General features: G+C 48.8%; 17 protein-coding genes. 16 read left to right on the top strand and 1 reads right to left on the bottom strand.

Going from position 1 to position 20,655, the window contains the following annotated elements:
* Positions 1 to 140 precede the first annotated feature (140 nt).
* The 12 genes from gyrA (at position 141) to XMG48_RS06755 (ending at position 13,474) form a co-directional block, all read left to right on the top strand.
* Complete coding sequence (gene gyrA, locus XMG48_RS06810) at positions 141 to 2,789, top strand: DNA gyrase subunit A (protein WP_173481318.1); 2,649 nt, start codon at positions 141 to 143, stop codon at positions 2,787 to 2,789.
* Between the two features lie 23 nt (positions 2,790 to 2,812).
* Entirely contained in the window at positions 2,813 to 3,892 is a 1,080-nt protein-coding gene (gene serC / locus XMG48_RS06805) for a 3-phosphoserine/phosphohydroxythreonine transaminase (RefSeq protein WP_173481317.1), read from the top strand.
* A gap of 2 nt (positions 3,893 to 3,894) precedes the next feature.
* Complete coding sequence (gene pheA / locus XMG48_RS06800) at positions 3,895 to 4,665, top strand: chorismate mutase (protein ID WP_173481316.1); 771 nt, start codon at positions 3,895 to 3,897, stop codon at positions 4,663 to 4,665.
* An 11-nt stretch (positions 4,666 to 4,676) separates the two neighbouring features.
* Positions 4,677 to 5,777: a histidinol-phosphate transaminase gene (gene hisC, locus XMG48_RS06795; protein WP_173481315.1), complete on the top strand. Its 1,101-nt coding sequence runs from the start codon at positions 4,677 to 4,679 to the stop codon at positions 5,775 to 5,777.
* A complete protein-coding gene (locus tag XMG48_RS06790; RefSeq protein WP_173481314.1) occupies positions 5,777 to 7,987 on the top strand; it encodes a prephenate dehydrogenase/arogenate dehydrogenase family protein in 2,211 nt (736 codons plus the stop codon). The genes hisC and XMG48_RS06790 overlap by 1 nt, the downstream gene beginning before the upstream one ends.
* A gap of 3 nt (positions 7,988 to 7,990) precedes the next feature.
* Positions 7,991 to 8,692 (top strand): (d)CMP kinase, encoded by a 702-nt coding sequence (cmk, locus tag XMG48_RS06785; protein WP_173481313.1) that lies wholly within the window; start codon positions 7,991 to 7,993, stop codon positions 8,690 to 8,692.
* Between the two features lie 25 nt (positions 8,693 to 8,717).
* A complete protein-coding gene (gene rpsA, locus XMG48_RS06780) occupies positions 8,718 to 10,400 on the top strand; it encodes a 30S ribosomal protein S1 (RefSeq protein ID WP_173481312.1) in 1,683 nt (560 codons plus the stop codon).
* Positions 10,401 to 10,453: 53 nt separating this feature from the next.
* Positions 10,454 to 10,750: an integration host factor subunit beta gene (locus XMG48_RS06775; RefSeq protein ID WP_173481311.1), complete on the top strand. Its 297-nt coding sequence runs from the start codon at positions 10,454 to 10,456 to the stop codon at positions 10,748 to 10,750.
* A 2-nt stretch (positions 10,751 to 10,752) separates the two neighbouring features.
* Complete coding sequence (locus XMG48_RS06770) at positions 10,753 to 11,058, top strand: LapA family protein (RefSeq protein ID WP_173481310.1); 306 nt, start codon at positions 10,753 to 10,755, stop codon at positions 11,056 to 11,058.
* Positions 11,055 to 12,239: a lipopolysaccharide assembly protein LapB gene (gene lapB / locus XMG48_RS06765; protein WP_173481309.1), complete on the top strand. Its 1,185-nt coding sequence runs from the start codon at positions 11,055 to 11,057 to the stop codon at positions 12,237 to 12,239. Before XMG48_RS06770 ends, lapB begins: the two co-directional genes overlap by 4 nt.
* Before the next feature lies 1 nt (position 12,240).
* The gene (gene pyrF / locus XMG48_RS06760) at positions 12,241 to 12,969 is read left to right on the top strand and encodes an orotidine-5'-phosphate decarboxylase (protein ID WP_173481308.1); all 729 of its coding nucleotides are present in this window, start codon (positions 12,241 to 12,243) and stop codon (positions 12,967 to 12,969) included.
* Between the two features lie 208 nt (positions 12,970 to 13,177).
* Positions 13,178 to 13,474, top strand: a complete 297-nt coding sequence (locus tag XMG48_RS06755; RefSeq protein WP_173481307.1) for a ComEA family DNA-binding protein — start codon at positions 13,178 to 13,180, stop codon at positions 13,472 to 13,474.
* Between the two features lie 43 nt (positions 13,475 to 13,517).
* On the opposite strand, the gene XMG48_RS06750 is transcribed toward XMG48_RS06755, so the two are convergent.
* Positions 13,518 to 14,417: an AEC family transporter gene (locus XMG48_RS06750; RefSeq protein ID WP_173481306.1), complete on the bottom strand. Its 900-nt coding sequence runs from the start codon at positions 14,415 to 14,417 to the stop codon at positions 13,518 to 13,520.
* 337 nt (positions 14,418 to 14,754) lie between these two features.
* Between XMG48_RS06750 and aceE the strand changes: the two genes are divergently transcribed.
* The 4 genes from aceE (at position 14,755) to XMG48_RS06730 (ending at position 20,599) form a co-directional block, all read left to right on the top strand.
* Positions 14,755 to 17,412 (top strand): pyruvate dehydrogenase (acetyl-transferring), homodimeric type, encoded by a 2,658-nt coding sequence (gene aceE / locus XMG48_RS06745; protein ID WP_371731458.1) that lies wholly within the window; start codon positions 14,755 to 14,757, stop codon positions 17,410 to 17,412.
* 39 nt (positions 17,413 to 17,451) lie between these two features.
* Positions 17,452 to 19,410: a dihydrolipoyllysine-residue acetyltransferase gene (gene aceF / locus XMG48_RS06740; protein WP_173481305.1), complete on the top strand. Its 1,959-nt coding sequence runs from the start codon at positions 17,452 to 17,454 to the stop codon at positions 19,408 to 19,410.
* 134 nt (positions 19,411 to 19,544) lie between these two features.
* Positions 19,545 to 19,895 (top strand): CidA/LrgA family protein, encoded by a 351-nt coding sequence (locus XMG48_RS06735; protein ID WP_173481304.1) that lies wholly within the window; start codon positions 19,545 to 19,547, stop codon positions 19,893 to 19,895.
* On the top strand, positions 19,892 to 20,599 hold the full coding sequence (locus tag XMG48_RS06730) for an LrgB family protein (RefSeq protein ID WP_173481303.1): 708 nt from the start codon (positions 19,892 to 19,894) through the stop codon (positions 20,597 to 20,599). The genes XMG48_RS06735 and XMG48_RS06730 overlap by 4 nt, the downstream gene beginning before the upstream one ends.
* Positions 20,600 to 20,655 lie beyond the last annotated feature (56 nt).

Here is a 20,655-nt window from a genome sequence, read left to right as displayed (position 1 = left end):
TAACGGTTAATGGCGCTAGTTTATCACCCCTTTGAATAAGGCCCAAAAGCTGATTTGATTCAATTGTTTGTGTTATGATGTGGACTTTATTTTTGCACCGGGTGGCGGTGCGAACAGAAGACTAAAAGGAACGCCAGATAATGGGTGACCTAACCAAAGAAGTTCTTCCGGTAAATATCGAAGACGAACTGAAGCAGTCCTACCTAGATTACGCAATGAGCGTGATCGTCGGCCGTGCACTACCTGATGCGCGTGACGGCCTAAAACCGGTTCACCGTCGTGTGCTGTTTGCGATGAATGAGCTGGGTAATGATTGGAATAAACCCTACAAAAAATCCGCTCGTGTGGTTGGTGATGTAATCGGTAAATACCACCCTCACGGCGACAGTGCGGTTTACGATACGATCGTTCGTATGGCGCAAGACTTCTCTATGCGCTACATGCTGGTAGACGGTCAGGGTAACTTTGGTTCGGTGGACGGTGACTCTGCTGCGGCAATGCGTTACACCGAAATTCGAATGAAGAAGATCTCTCACGAGCTTCTTTCGGATCTGGATAAAGAGACGGTCGATTACGTCGATAACTACGACGGTACCGAAAAGATTCCAGCGGTCCTTCCGACTCGTGTGCCTAACCTGTTGGTCAATGGTTCAGCGGGTATTGCGGTAGGTATGGCGACGAACATTCCGCCCCACAACTTAGGTGAGGTGGTTCGAGGCTGTTTGGCACTGATCGAGAACCCGGATATTACTATCGATGAACTGCTTGAGTTTATCCCAGGTCCAGACTTCCCGACGGGCGGTATTATCAATGGCCGTGCAGGTATTTTGCAGGCCTACCGAACAGGTCGTGGCCGTATCTATGTTCGTGCAAAACACCACGTTGAGGAGCACCCGAAAAACGGTCGTCCTATGCTGGTTATCACCGAGATTCCTTACCAGCTCAACAAAGCGCGCTTGATCGAAAAGATCGCTGAGCTGGTCAAAGAGAAAAAGATCGAAGGTATCAGCGAACTTCGCGATGAGTCAGACAAAGATGGTATGCGTATCGTTATTGAGTTGCGTCGTGGTGAAGTGCCTGATGTCATCATCAATAACCTATTTGCGCAGACACAGCTGCAGAGCGTGTTTGGTATTAACATGGTGGCGTTGGTTGATGGTCAACCGCGTCTATTGGATCTGAAAACGGCGCTTGAGTGTTTCGTTCGTCACCGTCGCGAAGTTGTCACACGTCGTACGGTTTACCTACTGCGTAAAGCGCGAGAGCGTGGCCACATCTTGGAAGGTTTGGCGATCGCACTGGCAAACATTGATCCTGTCATTGAACTGATTAAGAAATCCCCAACCCCTGCGGAGGCAAAAGAGGCGCTGATTGCGACCGCTTGGGCGCCTGGTCAGGTGTTGGATATGCTAGAGCGTGCAGGTGAAGATGCCTGTCGTCCAGAAGGTTTGGAAGCTCAGTTCGGCCTGCGTGACAACAGCTACTACCTATCGCCAGCTCAAGCGCAAGCGATTCTCGAATTGCGACTACACCGTCTAACCGGTCTAGAGCACGAAAAGCTGATTGAAGAGTACCGCGATCTTATCGAGCGTATTGCAGAGCTTTTAGAGATTCTTGGCTCACACGTTCGTTTGATGGAAGTGATTACTGAAGAGTTGAACGAGCTGGTTGCAGAGTACGCAGATGAGCGTCGCACTGAGATCACTGCGTCTATGCAGGATCTAACCATTGCTGATCTGATCACCGAAGAGGAGATGGTTGTGACTATCTCGCACGGTGGTTATGCGAAGACACAGCCGCTTGAGGCCTACCAAGCACAACGTCGCGGCGGTAAAGGTAAGTCTGCGACAGCAATGAAAGATGAAGATTTTGTCGAGCATCTGCTGGTGACTAACAGTCACGATACGATCCTGTGTTTCACCAACTTCGGTAAGGTCTACTGGCTGCGCGTGTTTGAGATCCCTCAGGCAAGCCGTACCGCTCGTGGTCGACCTATGGTCAATATTCTGCCGTTGGCAGAGGGTGAGCGCATCAGCACGATTCTTCCTGTTAAAGAGTTTGATGATGAGCGTTGCGTATTCATGGCGACAGCCAATGGTACCGTGAAGAAGACCCGTCTATCGGCCTTCTCTCGCCCACGCAGTACAGGTCTGATTGCATTGGATATCGTTGAAGGTGACCGCCTAATCGGTGCATCACTGACAAACGGTAGCGACGATGTGATGCTGGTGACCTCTGCGGGTAAAGCGATTCGCTTCAATGAAACAGATGTTCGTGAGATGGGTCGTACCGCTCGCGGTGTGCGTGGCGTTAAGTTGGATGATGTCGCTAAAGTGATCTCATTGATGGTGCCTAAGGAGGGTGGTCAGGTGCTGACTGCTTCTGAGAAAGGCTATGGTAAGAAGACAGCGATCACAGAGTTCCCAATTCGTGGTCGTGGCGGTATGGGTGTCATTGCTATGCAGTGCACCGATCGTAACGGTGCGTTGGCCGGTGCTGTCCAGGTATTTGATGGCGATGACATCATGCTGATCAGTGATCTTGGCACCATGGTTCGTACCCGTACTTCTGAGATCTCCTCACTCGGTCGAAATACCCAGGGTGTCCGACTCATTCGCGTAGCGGATGATGAGACTCTGATCGGTATCGCTCGAATCGAAGAGCCGGAAGAGGATGAAGATGCGACTGATGCAGCTGGAGAGGGTAACTCAACAGAAACTAATGCATCAGAAGAGAGTCAAGTTGCACAAGAGGAGTCTGATGATTCCGACGGCAGCGAAGAAGAGTAATTGAGGCTCGGAACCCCTATTAAATGAATCGTCTATTTAATTTCAGCGCTGGCCCTGCAGCGCTGCCAACGGAAGTACTAGAAATCGCCCAATCTGAAATGTTGGATTGGCATGGCAAAGGCCTCTCTATTATGGAGATGAGCCACCGTAGCGCTGAGTTTGTTAGCGTTGCTGAAGGGGCTGAACAGGATTTGCGTGATCTGATGAACATCAGTGACGACTACGCTGTCATGTTCCTTCAAGGGGGCGCGACCAGTCAGTTTGGTATGGTGCCGATGAATCTGTCACAAGGTGGCAAGGTCTCGTACATCAACACGGGTGTTTGGTCGAAAAAAGCGATCAAAGAGGCAAAGCGTTTTGCAGATGTCTCTATCGCTGCCTCAACTGAGTCATCAAACTTTTGTGAAGCGCCGCTGCAGTCTGATCTCTCTATTGATTCGACGGCTAACTACCTTCACTACACCACCAATGAAACCATTGGCGGCGTTCAGTTTGATTACATTCCAGACGCGGGTGACGTGCCGCTTGTGGCTGATATGTCTTCGGACATACTCTCTGCGCCTGTTGATGTCTCACGCTTTGGTTTGATCTATGCGGGTGCTCAGAAGAATATCGGACCTGCCGGCTTAACGGTTGTGATCGCGCGTAAAGATCTATTAGGCAATCCCTTAAGTACAGCGCCGACTATGTACGACTATGCGGTTCACGCTGCTGAAGGGTCGATGCACAATACGCCGCCGACACTGGCCTGGTATCTGTCAGGTTTAGTATTTCAGTGGATTAAGCGCCAGGGTGGTTTGTCTGCAATGGCGGAATTGAATCATCGCAAAGCGTCTAAACTCTATGCTGCGATTGATGCAAGTGACTTTTTTGCCAACCCAGTTGCTGTGCGAAACCGTTCGATCATGAACGTTCCGTTCACACTGGCGGATTCTGCTCTGGATAAAGCCTTCCTGGCCGAATCTGAAGAGGCAGGGTTGTTGAATCTTAAGGGGCATCGTTCTGTCGGTGGTATGCGTGCAAGCATCTACAATGCTGTGCCCGAAGCAGCGGTTGATGCACTGATCGATTTTATGGCTGATTTCGAAAAGCGCCGAGGCTAACAATGGATCAGCAGAATCTCTACCAGGGGCTGACTCAAGATGAGGCGCTGACACAGGTGCGTGATGAGATCGATCAGATTGATCAAGAGATTCATGCTCTGTTGAACAAGCGTGCTGAGTGTGCCCAAAGAGTGGCTGATATTAAGCATAACTTTGGTGCGAATTCGCCGGTTTTTTATCGACCTGAGCGAGAAGCGCAGGTGCTTCGTAAAGCGATGCAGCGCAATCAGGGACCACTTCCTGATCAGGAGATTGCACGTCTGTTCAGGGAGGTGATGTCGGTCTGTCTGGCGCATGAGCACCGTATGAATGTTGGGTTTGTTTCAACCTCTGAATTAGATACTGAGCAAGCTGCTCTGAAACAATTTGGTCACTCGGTTGAGCCTATTGCATTCGCTAGTGCATCGGAAACCTTGCTGAGCTTAGCGCAGGGGGCGTTGCACTACGCGGTTCTTTCAGTAAATAGATTGCCTGAGGTCTTGTCGTTATTGGTGACTCATCAGTTAAACGTTGTTGGTGAGGTAACTCTCCATGGGGATGAGGCCTTTTTAGTGTTAGGGCATCAAGAGGTTTCGGCATCGGGCGATGATAAAACAGCATTGATTGTTGAGAGTGCCGAATCAGTGGTTACTGATTCGAAGCGAAATATCACCGATGGATCCCTAACCTACATGGAGCTTGATGGCGCTAGGTCGATTGAACAGCTTCAGTCTTTGTTGGGGCCAGAACTTAACTTTCACTACCTGGGTCTTTTTCCCAAAGCGGTTTTTTAGGAACTAAAATCGTGTCTGTAGATCAAAAAACTTTAGCAGTATCGGGTGTTCAACAGTTAACACCTTACCAACCAGGGAAGCCCATCGAAGAGCTTGAGCGTGAGCTGGGGATTACTGAGTCGATCAAACTGGCCAGTAATGAAAACCCTTTGGGCCCAAGCTCTATCGCACTTAAAGCAGCTATTGATAGTCTACAAGATGCAACGCTCTACCCTGATGCGTCGGGAACAGAGCTAAAACGCACCTTGAAGGCTCATTATGGACTAGCAGAGGATCGTTTAACCCTGGGTAATGGATCCAATGATCTACTAGAGCTGATCGCTAGGGTGTTTGTTTGTCCTGACGATGAGGTGATCTACTCAGAATACGCTTTCATTGTCTATCCACTGGTGACTCAGGCCTGCTGTGCCGTGTCCGTAGTTACCCCAGCCAAAGAGTATGGTCACGATCTAGACGCTATGGCTAATGCCATTACTGACAAGACGCGTCTTATCTTCTTAGCCAACCCCAATAACCCAACCGGCACGGTCTTCTCTGAAGACCAGTTTCGCGCGTTCATGGCTCGTGTGTCTGAGCAGGTTATAGTGGTTTTGGATGAGGCTTACACCGAATATTTAACGGCCGAAAGTATGCCGAACGGACTGTTGCTGGCTGATGAGTTCGATAATTTAATCGTAACTCGAACCTTTTCCAAAGCCTGGGGCTTAGCAGGGCTTCGTTGTGGTTTTGCTTATGCTTCAGTCGCCGTTACCGATCTGTTAAACCGTGTTCGTCAGCCATTTAATGTCAGTATTGCGGCATTGGCAGCAGCTCAAGCGGTTCTTTCGGATTCTGAATACCTGAAGAGAAGCCAAGAGGTAAATCAGCAGGGCCTTAAACAGATGTCCGAAGGGCTCGCTGAATTGGGTGTCAGCTATGTTCCTAGTCAGGGCAACTTTGTCTTGATCGATTTGCAGCAGCCTGCCATGCCGATCTACCAATCCATGTTATTGGAGGGTGTCATTACGCGCCCAGTTGGCAATTACGGACTCCCTAATCATCTTCGGGTCAGTATCGGTCTTGAGCACGAAAACGCTCGCTTCTTGAAAGCCCTAGCTGAGGCGCTTGCTTAATGTCGTTTAAAGCTGAGCGCCTATTAGTCATTGGACTGGGTCTGATCGGCGGCTCTTTTGCGCGTGCTGCAAAAGAGTTGGTTAGCGTTCAGCATGTGATCGGTTTCGATCTCAATCAAGAGGAGTGCGACCTAGCGTTGGCTCTCAATGTGGTTGATAGCATCGCAACGGATCTTGAATCAGCGGTAAAACAGTCTGATCTCATTCTATTGGCCGTTCCAGTCAAAGCGATAGAGAAGGTGATGCTGCAGATCGCTCCTTGGCTTAAGCCTGAGGCGATCTTAACCGACGTTGGCAGTACAAAGCTGAATATTCTTGAAGCGGCTAAAGCTATTTGGCCTGAGGGTCTGCCAACAGGATTTATACCTGGCCACCCGATAGCGGGCGCAGAGAAAAGTGGTGTATCGGCATCGCAAACGGATCTTTTCAATCATAAAAAAGTGATCTTAACGCCTCCTGAGGGAGCCTCTAGCGAAGCGACGCTAACTCTGGCCCGAGTCTGGCAGGCAATTGGTGCTGAAGTGGTTCAAATGGAGCCTAAGCGTCATGATCAGGTCTTAGCGGCGACCAGCCATTTACCTCATCTCTTAGCTTTTTCACTCGCAGATACCTTAGCAGCAGAAGCTGAGAGTACCGATATCTTTCGTTATGCAGCCGGTGGCTTTAGAGACTTTACCCGAATTGCAGCCAGTGATCCGACCATGTGGCATGACGTCTGTTTCGCCAACCGTGAGCAGTTGCTAGAGCAGATAGATCGCTTTATGACGGGTGTGCAAGATCTAAGAGCTGCTGTTGATCAGGGTGACAGTCTACGCTTATTGGGCATTTTTACCCGTGCTAAAGCCTCCCGTGAACATTTCTCTTTGGTATTAGAGCGTGCTGGCTATGCTGAGCTCAGAGGTGATGCCATTGATACGCTGGTCTCATCTCCCACGGCTAAGTTGAGCGGTGAGTTACGAGTGCCCGGCGATCGTTCAATCTCGCAACGCGCCATTATGTTGGCAGCGATTGCCGAGGGTGTCTCCGAGATCGAGGGGTTAATTGAGAGTGAAGATACTCTAGCAACGATTCAGATCTTCCGTGATTTGGGCGTGGTTATCGAAGGTCCACACCAAGGTAGAGTAAGAGTGTTTGGTGTGGGTCTAAATGGACTGCAAGCGCCGTCAGCGCCTCTCTATTTTGGTAGCTCAATGACCTCGTTAAGAATGTTGTTAGGTCTACTCTCTGCTCAAGACTTCGATGTGAGGTTAACGGGCAGTGAGCAGTTATCCAAGATCTCGCTGCAAGAGATTATCGATCCACTGACACAGATGGGTGCCTCCATCGACAGTAATACAGGCTCGCTGCCAATCACTATTAAGGGTGGTCAGCGCTTTAAATCGATTACTTATGCGCCAAGCCATGCCAGTGCTCAGATTAAAGGTGCATTATTGTTGGCGGCCATCAGTGCGGGTGTTGAATTAGAGGTTTATGAGCCGAATACGACGCGTGATCACACTGAACGTCTCCTAGATGCCTTTGGTGTTCAATTGGTGAGAGAGGGGCGTCGACTGTTTATCGAGTCGGGCGTTTCGCTAAAAGCCTGTTCGGTTCAGGTACCAGCGGATCTGAGTTTCGCCTTCGCCTTCGCGGTGGGTGCTCTTTTACAACAAGAGTCGAGTCTGGTTATTGAAAATGTCAGTGCGAATCCCACTCGACTTCACTCTTTGCGTCTACTTGAACGCATGGGTGCGCACATTGCGCTGAATAACAATCGTCATGCGGGCGGTGAGCCGGTCGCTGATTTAGAGGTAAAAGCCTCGTTGTTATCAGGTATCGAGTGCCTCTCATCTGAGTTGGCCTCGGTTGGGGATGATCTCCCTCTACTGCTGTTAGCGATGGCGTCTGCTCAGAGTGATTCGACTATATTAGGTATCGATCGAATTCCAGAACGACAGAGAGCCCTATTCAAGACGACAGTGGATGAGTTAAGTAAAGCGGGTGCCGACATCAGTATGTCACATACTGATGTCACTATTTCGCCGGTTTCAGATTGGCGTCCCTGTGAGTTGGAAGCTGCAGAGCACCCAGCACTTGCACTCGCTCTACTGATGTTAAGTTTACGTTTTGATCGTTCCATCCGAATTAACGGATGTCGAGCAATCAGTACCGCCTTTCCTGAACTGATTGATCAGGCGCGAAGGGTCGGTATTAAATTGATTGAGGAGTAGTGGATGGATCCACTCAATAATGAAAATTCATGCCCTATCATTACCGTTGATGGGCCAAGTGGTTCAGGTAAAGGTACGATCTGTCGATTGCTGTCGCAGGAGCTTGGTTGGAGCTTGTTGGATAGCGGGGCTTTGTATCGCCTGACGGCTTTGGCTGCGAACCATCATGGTGTTGATCTTAGTGATGTAGAGGCACTGCAGGTGTTGGCTGAGCATCTCGATGTGCGCTTTGTTGCCTCTGAACAGGGCGATGAGGTGACTATTTTACTTGAAGGTGAAGAGGTCACTCATGCTATTCGTGCGGAGCAGATAGGTAACGATGCCTCTAAAGTGGCCGCTATTACTGAAGTGCGCTCTGCACTGTTGAAACGTCAACGCGATTTTGCTCAATCCCCCGGCTTGGTGGCCGATGGACGTGATATGGGAACCGTTGTATTTCCTCAGGCACCGTTGAAGATCTACTTGGATGCCTCCGCAGAGGTTCGCGCGGATCGTCGTTATAAGCAGTTGATAGATAAGGGGCTGAGTGCTAGCCTTGAAACTATATTAGAAGATATTCGTGCGCGAGATGATCGTGACATGAACCGTTCGGTTGCGCCACTTCGCCCAGCCGATGATGCCGTGATTCTCGATAGTACATCTATGTCTATCGATGAAGTTATGAAAACTGTGCTAGAACAAGCACGCCACAAAGGGTTGCGTTAGCACTCCGTAAACTGAGGCTTAGACCATGAGCGAAAGCTTTGCAGATCTGTTTGAAGAGAGTCTTGAACAGGTCAATATGACACCAGGTTCCATCATTACTGGAACCGTAGTAGGTATTGAAAATGACTTTGTTGTTGTAACAGCGGGTCTTAAGTCAGATGGGGTTATTCCCATCGATCAGTTTAAAAACGGTGCAGGTGAGCTTGAAGTCGCTGTTGGTGATGAAGTGCAAGTGGCGCTTGAATCCCTAGAAGATGGCTTCGGTGAAACCAAACTTTCGCGTGAACGTGCCAAGCGTGCAGAAGCATGGGCTGTTCTTGCAAAAGCGTATGAAGCTGGCGAGACGGTTACTGGTCGCATCAGTGGTCGTGTCCGTGGCGGCCTAACGGTTATGGTTAACGGCATCAACGCCTTCCTACCGGGTTCTTTGGTAGATACTCGCCCACTGCGCGATACCAGCCATCTTGATGATCAAGATCTAGAGCTTAAAATTGTTAAACTCGATGAGAAGAGCAACAACATTGTTGTGTCACGCCGTGCGATTCTAGAAGAGGCCAACAGCGAAGAGCGCGAGAAGCTGCTTGAGCAGATGGAAGAGGGCGCAACGCTTAAAGGTATTGTTAAGAACCTTACTGATTACGGCGCGTTCATTGACCTTGGCGGTATCGATGGTCTTCTTCACATTACCGATATCTCTTGGAAACGTATCAAACACCCAAGTGAAATGCTTAATGTTGGTGATGAGATCGACGTTAAGGTTCTTCGCTACGATCAAGAGCGTAAGCGCGTATCCCTAGGTATGAAGCAGTTGGCTGCAGATCCTTGGACTACGGCTATCGAAAACTATGCTGTGGGTCAGCGCGTTACTGCTAAGGTGACTAAGCTTGCTGACTATGGCTGTTTTGCACAGATCGGTGAGGGCGTGGAGGGTCTAGTTCACGTCTCAGAGATGGATTGGACTAACCGCAATATCCACCCATCTAAAGTTGTTCAGGTTGGCGATGAGGTTGAAGTTCAGATTCTCGATATCGACCAACAGCGCCGCCGTATCTCTCTAGGTATTAAACAGTGCCGCGAAAATCCTTGGAATGCCTTTGCATCGTCAACGAACAAGGGTGACAAAGTTTCTGGTACTGTCCGCTCAATCACTGACTTCGGTATCTTCATCGGCTTAGATGGTGGTGTAGACGGTCTAGTTCACCTGTCTGACATCTCTTGGGATGAGTCTGGCGAAGAGGCCGTTAAACGTTTCAATAAAGGCGATACGGTTGAAGCGGTTATCCAGCAAGTGGATGCAGAGCGTGAACGTATCTCTCTGAGCATTAAAGCACTTGCCTCTGATCCATTTAGCAGCTTTGCTGAAGCGAACGGTAAGGGCTCTAAAGTTACCGGTACGGTTGTAGCAGTGGATGCTCGTCAAGCTGAAATTGAAGTGGCTGAAGGTCTAAACGCTATTTTGAAAGTGGCTGAGTTTGCCCGTGAACGAACTGAAGATCTATCTGCAGAGCTCTCTGTGGGTGATAGTGTTGAAGCGATTGTGATCAATGTTGATCGTCGTAATCGTTCTATCTTCTTGTCAGTTAAAGCGATTGAAGCCAAAGAGCAGCAAGAAGCACTTAAAGCGGTTCAGTCTGCTCCAAAAGATATGGATGTAGGCGCAACGACGATTGGTGATCTCATCAAAGAGCAGATGGGTAAGAAAGAGTGATAGAAAACAGGGTGAGCTTATTACCCTGTTTTCAGTATCGATAGGAAGTGGGTATGACTAAGTCTGAGCTGATCGAACGCCTAATAGACAAACATCCGGAACTCTCTGTGAAAGATGTCGAGTTGGCAGTGAAAATCATGTTAACTCAAATGGCTGATACCTTAGCCGATGGCGAGCGTATTGAGATTCGCGGATTCGGAAGCTTCTCACTTCACTATCGTGCCCCCCGCGTCGGTCGCAACCCAAAAACGGGTGAATCCGTTTCTCTGCCGGCCAAGCATGTACCACACTTTAAGCCTGGCAAAGAGCTGCGCGAGCAAGTGAATGCAAGCTTGAAAGATGAGTATTAAGTTTGAGAGCGATTAAACTTCTTATCACGTCAGCGATTGCTCTGTTGGTTCTTTTAACGGGCATTGTTCTCACCATTCATAATACAACACCGGTCATCATTGATTTGGTCTGGGTGAAGCTACCCGAAGCAAGCCTATCGATCTGGTTGATCATCTCAATGGTTGTCGGCCTGTTAGTCGGTATTCTATTGACCAGTACACGAGTGCTGACACTGCGTGCTAAATTGCTCAATTCGGCTCGTAAGTTGCGTAATGCTGAGCAACAGATTGAGACGTTGAATCGTGAGGTTCAACGAGGCGCAGAATGAGTGCCAACTCCCCCTACCTAATTTTTCTCTTTCTACTGATTGCCGTTGCCATAGGTTGGTACCTGGGTAATCGACGCCTGAAAAGAAAAGATCGTCGCAATCAAGCACTACCACCAGCCTATCTGTCAGGTCTTGATCACCTCATTGATAACCGAACGGAAGAGGCGATCGAATCGTTCATTCATGCCCTTGAGGTTAACTCTGACAATTTGCCGGCACACATTGCGTTGGCCAAGCTGCTGAGGCGTAAAGGCGATATCGATCGTGCCGTTCAAATTCATGAGCGCATGTTAAAGCGTAAAGATCTCTCAGTTTATGATCGTCAGCGTGTGAAATTGGCCTTAGCACGAGACTTTTTTGCTCTAGGCTTGCTAGATCGTGCAGAAGACGCTGCTGCACCTCTAGCCAAACAGACCGACTATCCAGAATTAAGATATCGCGCCATCGTTCTGCTAATCCGTCTCTATGAGCAAGAGGGTGAGTGGCATCGGGCGCTGCAAAGTGCTGATATTTTGCCAAAGAAAAACCGTATAGAGCTTGTTAATGAGCTCTCACACTATCACTGTGAGCTTGCCCAAAATCACATCTCTAATGGTGAATTAGACCCTGCACTTAAAGAGTTAGAGTTTGCGTTGTCTACCGATGCAAAGTGTGTTCGAGCCAATCTCATCTCAGCTCGAGTATTCATGTTGAAGTCGCAATGGCGTTCGGCAATTAGAGCCTTGCAAAGCATTGCCGATCAAGACCCACTGTTTATACCAGAAACACTCAATCCACTCAGGCGATGTTTTGACGCTTTAGGTGATGAGCTTGGTTTGAGCCAGTATCTAAATGACTTAATGAAGCAGTACCCCTCAACCAGCGTGATGCTTGCCTTGGCTGAGTTGAAAAGAGATAGGGAAGGGGTTTTTGCTGCGGGCCTATTTATCACTGAGGCGTTGAAGAGTCGCCCATCAGTAAAAGGTTTTAACCGCCTAATTGATATGCATATTGAGCATGGCTCATCCAGTGCACGAGAGAGTCTGTTGAATTTGCGGTCGTTGACGCAGCAGCTCGAGATGTCAAAACCGGTCTACCGCTGTGGTCATTGTGGTTATGCAGCACGCAGTTTAGTTTGGCAGTGTCCAAGTTGTAAGCGATGGGGTAGTATCCGCCCAATCCAAGGTTTAGAAGGTGAATAGAGTGTCCATTGAAGATAACAAACGCGTTATTGTTGCCCTAGATTATCCAGAAGCTGATAGCGCCATTGCGATGGCTAAGCAGTTAGATCCTGAGGTCTCTCGTGTCAAAGTGGGTAAGGAGCTATTTACTCGTTGTGGGCCTGATGTGGTTGAACGTCTGCACGCTCTCGGTTTTGAAGTCTTCTTGGATCTTAAGTTTCATGACATCCCCAATACCGTTGCAAAAGCCTGTGGTGTTGCAGCCGAGCTGGGGGTCTGGATGGTTAATGTCCATGCCAGTGGCGGCCGTCGAATGATGGAAGCGGCTCGTGAAGAGGTTGAGAAGCGTAGCCAGGGGCCGCAACGTACCTCCTTGATTGCGGTGACCGTGCTAACGAGTATGGAGCGCAGCGATCTGGCCGAGATGGGTTTGGATATCGATCCCATTGATCAGGTTAAGCGCTTAGCCACATTGACAGAGAGTTCAGGACTTGATGGCGTGGTCTGTTCAGCACAAGAGGCGGCTGCAATCAGAGCTCAAGCCTCCGATCAGTTCCAGCTTGTGACTCCGGGTATTCGCCCAGCGGGTTCTGTAGTCGGTGATCAGCGTCGCATCATGACACCTGCTGAAGCAATCGCTGCAGGTAGCACCTATTTGGTGGTTGGGCGTCCAATAACCGGTGCAGAAGATCCTAAAGCCGCGGCCATTGCGGTGCAGTCAGAAGTAGATTTGGCTTTAGGTTCAAGGTAAACATTTTGAGGTGTCTGGCCTTTAGCCTGACACCACTTTCAAATGACACGCATTACTGGATAACCGCTGTTAAAGTGGTGTCAGGCTGAAGCCAGACACCTTACTGCGAAAAAATATAAATATTTTTTGGTGTTTTTTGATCCATGGTCTAGTGTGAATAGTGAGAGTAAGGATTGCTCTCATTTCAAATAAGACATGGAGGTTCACTATGAACATCAAATCTCTCTCTACACGAGTTCTAGCACCACTCTTCTTTACACTGTTTTCATCGACTGCGATGGCAGGTTATCCGGTTAACATTAATTCAGCAGATGCCGTTGAGCTGGCGGATGCTTTGGATGGGATTGGCCAATCTAAAGCTGAAGCGATTGTTGCTTACCGTGATGCGAATGGTCCGTTTAACTCTGTTGAAGCGCTCACAGCAGTTCGTGGAATAGGTGTCGCCACCGTTGAGAAAAATGTGGAATACATTCTTCTTGAACCGGCTAAACCTATGAGTGAATAACGAATAGTGCTTAGGAGGCTCCAGAGGGGCCTCCTAAACCTGATTAAAGTACGAAGAAGAGTGTGAGAGGAATGAATGCCAGGCTGGCTAAATTTCCGATCAGTACAATAGAAGCAACCGTCTCAGGTTGCTGATTGTAGCGCTCAGCAAACATATAGTTCAGAACCGCCGGTGGCAGTACGCTAAATAACACAATGTAGGCGGTGAACTCTTTAGAGAGACCCATAATCCAAGCAAAGGGTATCGCGAATACTAGGCTGCTTAATGGTGAAAAGATGGCTCCATAGACACCGATCTTCCACTGGCTTAGATCGACACTGATCATCCTTACCCCTAATGCAAACAGCATCAATGGAATCGATATCTGGCCCAACATATCGATGGGTGTAGCCAGCCATGTAGGCAATGGCAATTTGAATAGCGCCCAAGCTAATCCAGCAAAGGTTGATAAGATAATCGGATTCTTAAAAAGCCCTGTGAGTTTGGCGTTCTCATCAACAATATGAATGCCCAGACTGAAGTGCAACAGGTTGCTCACTAAGAACATCACCACAAAAGCGGCAAGGCCGGAATCCCCAAAAGCCAGAAGTGCTAGAGGCAGACCTAGGTTGCCACAGTTGTTGAACATCATTGGCGGAACAAAGGTTTTAGAAGAGATGCCCAGAAGCTTCGCAACCGGTTTCATCACTATTCCTGCACCTAGCACCATGACGATCGACCCTAACGCTAGATCTAAGTGTGCGTACAGATCAAAACTCTTTCCAGCCATAACACTGAATATAAGCGCCGGCAAAAAGATATCCATGTTGATGCGGTTTGCGACTTGTAAGTCGGGATTTGCCTTTCTTGCGTAAAGGTAGCCAGCAGTGACTATGGCAATGATTGGAAATACGGTTGAGAAGACCCGCTCAAGCAGTAATAGAAGATCGGCGCTGGTTGTCATTGAGAGTCCTGACATCAAAAAAATAAGTATGGCAAAGGATACTCCAAATAGACTCAATTTTTCATATAACAAAACGTTACTATTGAATTAAATTGGTTATTTATTTCGCATATGCGTAAAAACTTTCAATTATCCGTAGCAAAAAGAGGGTGTTGTCGTAATAGTGCTACACTTGTCGCTAAAATCTGAAATATCTCTGGACTAAAGTCGAGTGCCTGTGTAGTGTTTTTACATAAATCAAAGCTAGACGCAGATTGACTGCGCTTCAAACGATCAACCAGGTACCTTTTTTACAAGGTCCAAGCGTCAACGGAAATGGCGCAAAAGGGAGAGTACTGTGAACGAAATCATTGAAGATATCGACCCAATTGAAACGGATGAGTGGCTTCAGGCATTAGAGTCAGTTGCGCAACATGAAGGCAGCGATCGAGCGTCTTACCTTCTTAGAAAATTGGGTGCCAAAGCGGCTGAGTTAGGTGTTGAAAACTGTTCAGAGTTGAGCACACCCTATAAAAACACTATAGCGCCACAGAACGAAGCGCCTCTTCCTGGTGATCTATTTATGGAGCGCCGCATCCGTTCCTTCATCCGCTGGAACGCGATGGCGATGGTGATGCGAGCGAATGACAACGATGAGGGACTTGGCGGTCACATCTCTTCATTTTCATCTTCAGCAACACTTTATGATATCGGTTTTAACCACTTCTTCCGTGGTAACGAAGGCGAGCAAGATGCTGATATGGTCTTCTTCCAAGGCCACATCTCACCAGGCATCTATGCACGTGCTTACCTTGAAGGCCGTCTGACTGAAGAGCAGTTAGACAACTTCCGTCGTGAAGTTGATGGTAATGGTCTATCGTCTTACCCACACCCTTGGTTGATGCCTGATTTCTGGCAGTTCCCAACCGTCTCTATGGGTCTAGGTCCAATCCAAGCCATTTACCAGGCACACGTGATGCGTTACATGTCTGCACGTGATTTGGTTAAACGTGGTGATCGTAAAGTTTGGGCATTCCTAGGTGATGGTGAGTGTGATGAACCAGAATCCTTGGGTGCTATCTCACTGGCTGGTCGCGAGCAGTTAGAGAACCTTATCTTCGTTGTTAACTGTAACTTGCAGCGTTTGGATGGTCCGGTTCGTGGTAACGGTAAGATCGTTCAAGAGCTAGAGAGTGTCTTCCGCGGTGCGGGTTGGAACGTCATCAAGTGTCTATGGGGACGTCACTGGGATCCGCTGTTTGAGCGCGATAAGACAGGTCTGCTGCAGAAGCGAATGGATGAAGTGGTCGACGGCGAACTTCAGAATATGAAGGCGAACGGCGGTGCTTACACACGCGAGCACTTCTTTGGTAAATACCCTGAGCTTCTTGAGCTGGTTAAGGATATGTCTGATGACGATATCATGAACCTTAACCGTGGCGGCCATGACCCATACAAAGTTTACGCTGCCTACAAGGCTGCGGTTGAGCACAAAGGTCAGCCAACGGTTATCTTGGCTCAAACTGTAAAAGGTTACGGCACGGGTAAATCGGGTGAAGCGAAAAACGATACTCACTCGATGAAGAAAGTTGCACTGGATGATCTTAAAGATTTCCGTGATCGCTTTAATATTCCAGTTGAAGATGATCAGCTAAAAGAGCTGCCATACTACCGTCCAAGTCCAGATTCACCTGAGATGAAGTACATGTTGGGTGCACGTAAGAAACTTGGTGGTTTCTACCCAATTCGTCGTACAGAGTTTGAACAGCTTGAAGTGCCTGCTCTGGATACCTTTGCAGGTCAGCTTAAGTCGAGTGGTGAACGTTCGCTATCAACACAGATGGCATTTAACCGTGTGTTAAGTTCTATCGTTAAAGATAAGAATCTTGGTGAGCGAGTCGTGCCGATCGTCCCTGATGAGGCACGTACCTTTGGTATGGAAGGTATGTTCCGTCAGTTGGGCATCTACACCTCTGAAGGTCAGAAGTACGTACCGCATGACCATGACCAGATCATGTTCTACAAAGAGAGCAAGTCAGGTCAGATCCTTGAAGAGGGTATCAACGAGTCGGGTGCATTCTCTGCATGGCTGGCTTGTGCGACAGCTTACTCGAACAGTAACTGCACATTGATTCCGTTCTACATCTTCTACTCAATGTTCGGTTTCCAACGTGTTATGGACCTGACTTGGGCGGCGGGTGACTCACAAGCGCGCGGTTTCTTGATTGGTGCAACCTCAGGTCGTACGACGTTGAATGGTGAAGGTTTGCAACACCAGGACGGTCATTCACACCTGATGGCACAGATGATTCCAAACTGTATCTCTTACGACCCAACCTACGGCTATGAAGTTGCGGTGATTGTGCAAGACGGCATGCGTCGTATGTATCAAGAGCAAGAGAACAAGTTCTACTACATCACTACCCTTAATGAGAACTACCAGCATCCTGAGATGCCTGTCGGAGCTGAAGAGGGGATTGTTAAAGGTATCTACCTGCTTGAAGAGGGTAAGAAAGCGGACCTTCGTGTTCAGCTGTTCGGTTGTGGTTCAATCCTTCGTGAAGTGCGTGAAGGTGCCACCATCCTTCGTGAGGAGTTTGGTGTTGAGGCCGATGTCTGGAGCACAACATCGATCAACGAACTGACTCGCGATGCGATGGAAGTGAATCGCTGGAACATGCTTCACCCAGAGGAGCAGCCACGTGAGTCGTTCCTAGAGCAATCTTTGAAAGGTCACGAGGGTCCCGTTATCGCTTCTACAGATTACATGCGTATGTATGCTGATCAGCTGCGTGAGTACATTCCACGTCGCTACAAAGTACTGGGTACTGATGGTTTCGGTCGTTCAGATACTCGCAGCAAACTGCGTAGCTTCTTCGAAGTTAACCGCTACTACGTCGCTGTAGCAGCGCTTAAAGCACTTCAGGAAGAGGGCAAAATCGAAGCTTCAGTTGTCGCTAGCGCGATTCAGAAGTTCAACATCAACCCGGATAAACCAGCGCCTTGGACGGTTTAAGTCGATTGAGAACTTTGAAGAATTCGTAAGGAGATAACTGTGAGTACTATTACTGTAAACATTCCAGATCTCAGCGGCGCAACTGACGTTGATGTGATTGAAGTACTTGTGGCTGCTGGGGATGTGGTCGCTGAGGGCGATAGCCTGATTACACTAGAGACCGATAAAGCCTCTATGGAAGTGCCTTCACCGCAAGCAGGTAAGATTGTGTCGATGGCAATTTCAGAAGGCGACACAGTCAATGAGGGCGATCTGTTAATGGAAATTGAGATTGCCTCTTCTGAGTCTGCACCGGCTGAAGCAGCCGTTGCTGAGCCAGAATCGGTTGAGCCTGTCTCTGCGCCTGTAGAGTCGGCTGCTCCAGTGGCGGCTGCGTCGACTATCGAACAGGTTCTCATTCCAGACCTGAGCGGTGCATCTGATGTGGATGTAATCGAGGTGTTGGTCGCTGTCGGTGATACGGTCTCTGAAGGTGATAGCCTAATCACTCTAGAGACAGACAAGGCTTCTATGGAAGTTCCCTCTCCAGCATCGGGTGTCGTTAAAGCGCTAACGATTGCCGAGGGTGACAAGGTCAATGAAGGCGATCTACTGATCGAGCTTGAAGTAGCCGGTGCAGCTGCGCCAGTATCAGCACCTGTTGAAGCTTCACCTGCTGCGGCACCTGCTGAAGTGTCAGCGCCTGTTGCAGCGGCACCGACAGGCGGCGTTGAGTCTGTATTAATCCCAGATCTAAGTGGTGCATCGGATGTCGATGTGATCGAGGTGTTGGTCAAAGAGGGTGATAGTGTCGCTGAAGGCGATAGCCTGATTACGCTTGAGACCGACAAAGCTTCAATGGAAGTTCCGTCACCAGCGGCTGGTGTCATTAAATCGATGAAGATCAGCGAAGGCGATAAAGTTAACGAAGGTGATCTTCTATTAGAGCTTGAGGTGGTAGGCACTGCTCCTGCAGCAGCTCCTGTTTCTGCACCTGCACCTGCACCAGCGGCTTCAGCGCCTGCTCCAGCGCAGTCAGCAGCACCTGAGAAACCAGCTCCAGTTGCATCAACAACGGATTTAGTGGATCTAGAGAAGCGTAATCGCTCAGTTCATGCTGGTCCTGCCGTTCGCGCCATTGCGCGTGAGTATGGTGTGGATCTCTCCAAAGTAACGGGTTCTGGCCGCAAGGGTCGTATTGTTAAGCAGGATGTTCAAGCCTACGTTAAAGGTGCGCTACAGAAGTTGGATTCAGCTCCTGCTACCGCGGTGACTGGTGGAAGTGGTATACCTGCAATTCCTGCGGTAGATCACAGTAAGTTTGGTGAGATCGAGAAAGTTAAGCTAAGCAAGATCGATAAGATCACCCGTGACAATATGTCTCGCTGCTGGTTGAACATCCCTCATGTGACTCAGTTTGATGATGCTGACATTACCGAACTTGAAGCCTTCCGTAAGGAGATGAAGGATGAAGCGGCTAAGCAGGGTGTGAAACTGACACCACTTCCTTTCTTGATCAAAGCGGCTGCGATTGCACTAACGCGTCATCAGAAGTTTAACGCTTCTCTGGATGCGGATGGTGAGCACATTGTCTACAAGAAGTTTGTAAACATTGGTATTGCGGTTGATACCCCTAACGGTCTGATGGTTCCTGTTATCAAGGATGCAGACAAGAAGAGTATCTACGAGCTCTCTAATGAAGCGATTGAGCTGGCGGGTAAAGCGAAGGATCGTAAGCTCAAGCCAAATGAGATGCAGGGAGCGTGTTTCACAATCTCTAGTCTTGGTGGTATCGGCGGTACAGGTTTCACCCCTATCGTGAATGCGCCTGAAGTGGCTATCCTGGGTGTCTCTAAAGCGGATATCAAGCCGCGTTGGAATGGTAAGGAGTTTGAGCCTCGCTTGATGCTGCCACTCTGCCTGTCGTATGACCACCGTGCGATCAACGGCGGCGATGCGGGTCGATTCCTAACAGATCTTAACGGATTGCTAAGCGATATTCGTCGTTTGGTTTTGTAAGTTAAGAGAACTCACTTATAAAAGCCCTGCACTGCAGGGTTTTTTTGTTTCAAACTCTCTATTTTTACAAAGTAAAATGTATTTTGTTATTCGGAATTAGCGATCGTGATACGCTTTAAATTTGGAGGTGCATTATGATTCAAGGGTTTTTAATACTGCTGGCATTTCAGCTGTTGGGTGAGTCGCTGGTTGTTGTATTGGGGTTGCCGCTACCGGGTCCTGTCATCGGTTTGGTTCTGCTGTTGTTTGGTCTGTTAGGGCTCGGCCGTATTCCAGATTCACTTAAAATCACCAGCGATGGATTGCTATCGAATTTAGCGCTTCTGTTCATACCTGCTGGTGTGGGATTGGTGCTGCACTTTGATCTACTGGCCAGCGAGTGGTGGATCATTCTATTGGCTCTATTGATATCGACCATTCTGGCGACAATTGTGACGGCGGCTCTGTTTCAGTGGTTAATGAAGCGGGTAGGGGGTGAGAAGTGATTATAGGAACCGACTTTTGGGTCTACTTTGCTGCCCGACCTCTGATATGGATTGTGTTGACCTTGGCTGTGTTTACCTTGGCGAATTTGCTCTATCAACGTGCAGATCGTTCGCCCATCTTACATCCTGTCTTGATCAGCATGGTTGTCCTGATTCTTATGTTGTTGGTGACCGGAACACCTTATGAGACCTATTTCTCAGGTGCTCAGTTTATTCACTTCCTACTCGGGCCTGCGACGGTGGCGCTGGCAGTACCGATGTTCCAATATTTTGATGAGATTCGTAGGCTCTGGTTGCCGATATTAGTCTCCAGTGCAGTGGGTGCACTGGTGGCCTCACTCTCTGCAGTTGGTGTGGCTTGGCTATTTGATGCTCGAGCTGAAACCATGATGTCAGTAGCACCGAAGTCAGTTACATCGCCTATCGCTTTGGGTATTGCGGAGAAGATTGGAGGGTTACCCTCCTTGGCCGCTGCTTTGGTGTTAGTGACCGGGGTGATGGGTAGTATTTTGGTGCCGATCATTCTTAAGCGAATGCGAGTTGAGGATCAGGCTGTTCGAGGCTTCGTATTGGGTTTGACCTCCCATGGTTTTGGCACGGCCGTAGCGTTGGAGGTGGGTGCAGTAGCCGGTGCTTTTGCTGGCTTGGCGATGGGATTGACCGGTCTATTAACAGCCTTCCTACTACCAATTGTTATCGGCTGAATTTGAAATAGAGAGGCAACAGCAGTAAAGTTCGCGCCGAGATTGAAGGATTAATA

The sequence above is a fragment of the Marinobacterium sp. xm-g-48 genome, from assembly GCF_013282925.1.
Classification (GTDB): domain Bacteria; phylum Pseudomonadota; class Gammaproteobacteria; order Pseudomonadales; family Balneatricaceae; genus Marinobacterium_E.
Note: the sequence above shows the minus strand (reverse complement) of the source record. Positions and strands in the feature narration are given on the sequence as shown.

Bases quoted from the DNA above. Each gene is read 5' to 3' on its own strand.
- gyrA (WP_173481318.1), top strand. From the start codon at position 141: ATGGGTGACCTAACCAAAGAAGTTCTTCCGGTAAATATCGAAGACGAA.
- serC (WP_173481317.1), top strand. From the start codon at position 2,813: ATGAATCGTCTATTTAATTTCAGCGCTGGCCCTGCAGCGCTGCCAACG.
- pheA (WP_173481316.1), top strand. From the start codon at position 3,895: ATGGATCAGCAGAATCTCTACCAGGGGCTGACTCAAGATGAGGCGCTG.
- XMG48_RS06790 (WP_173481314.1), top strand. From the start codon at position 5,777: ATGTCGTTTAAAGCTGAGCGCCTATTAGTCATTGGACTGGGTCTGATC.
- cmk (WP_173481313.1), top strand. From the start codon at position 7,991: ATGGATCCACTCAATAATGAAAATTCATGCCCTATCATTACCGTTGAT.
- rpsA (WP_173481312.1), top strand. From the start codon at position 8,718: ATGAGCGAAAGCTTTGCAGATCTGTTTGAAGAGAGTCTTGAACAGGTC.
- XMG48_RS06775 (WP_173481311.1), top strand. From the start codon at position 10,454: ATGACTAAGTCTGAGCTGATCGAACGCCTAATAGACAAACATCCGGAA.
- lapB (WP_173481309.1), top strand. From the start codon at position 11,055: ATGAGTGCCAACTCCCCCTACCTAATTTTTCTCTTTCTACTGATTGCC.
- XMG48_RS06755 (WP_173481307.1), top strand. From the start codon at position 13,178: ATGAACATCAAATCTCTCTCTACACGAGTTCTAGCACCACTCTTCTTT.
- XMG48_RS06750 (WP_173481306.1), bottom strand. From the start codon at position 14,417: ATGACAACCAGCGCCGATCTTCTATTACTGCTTGAGCGGGTCTTCTCA.
- XMG48_RS06735 (WP_173481304.1), top strand. From the start codon at position 19,545: ATGATTCAAGGGTTTTTAATACTGCTGGCATTTCAGCTGTTGGGTGAG.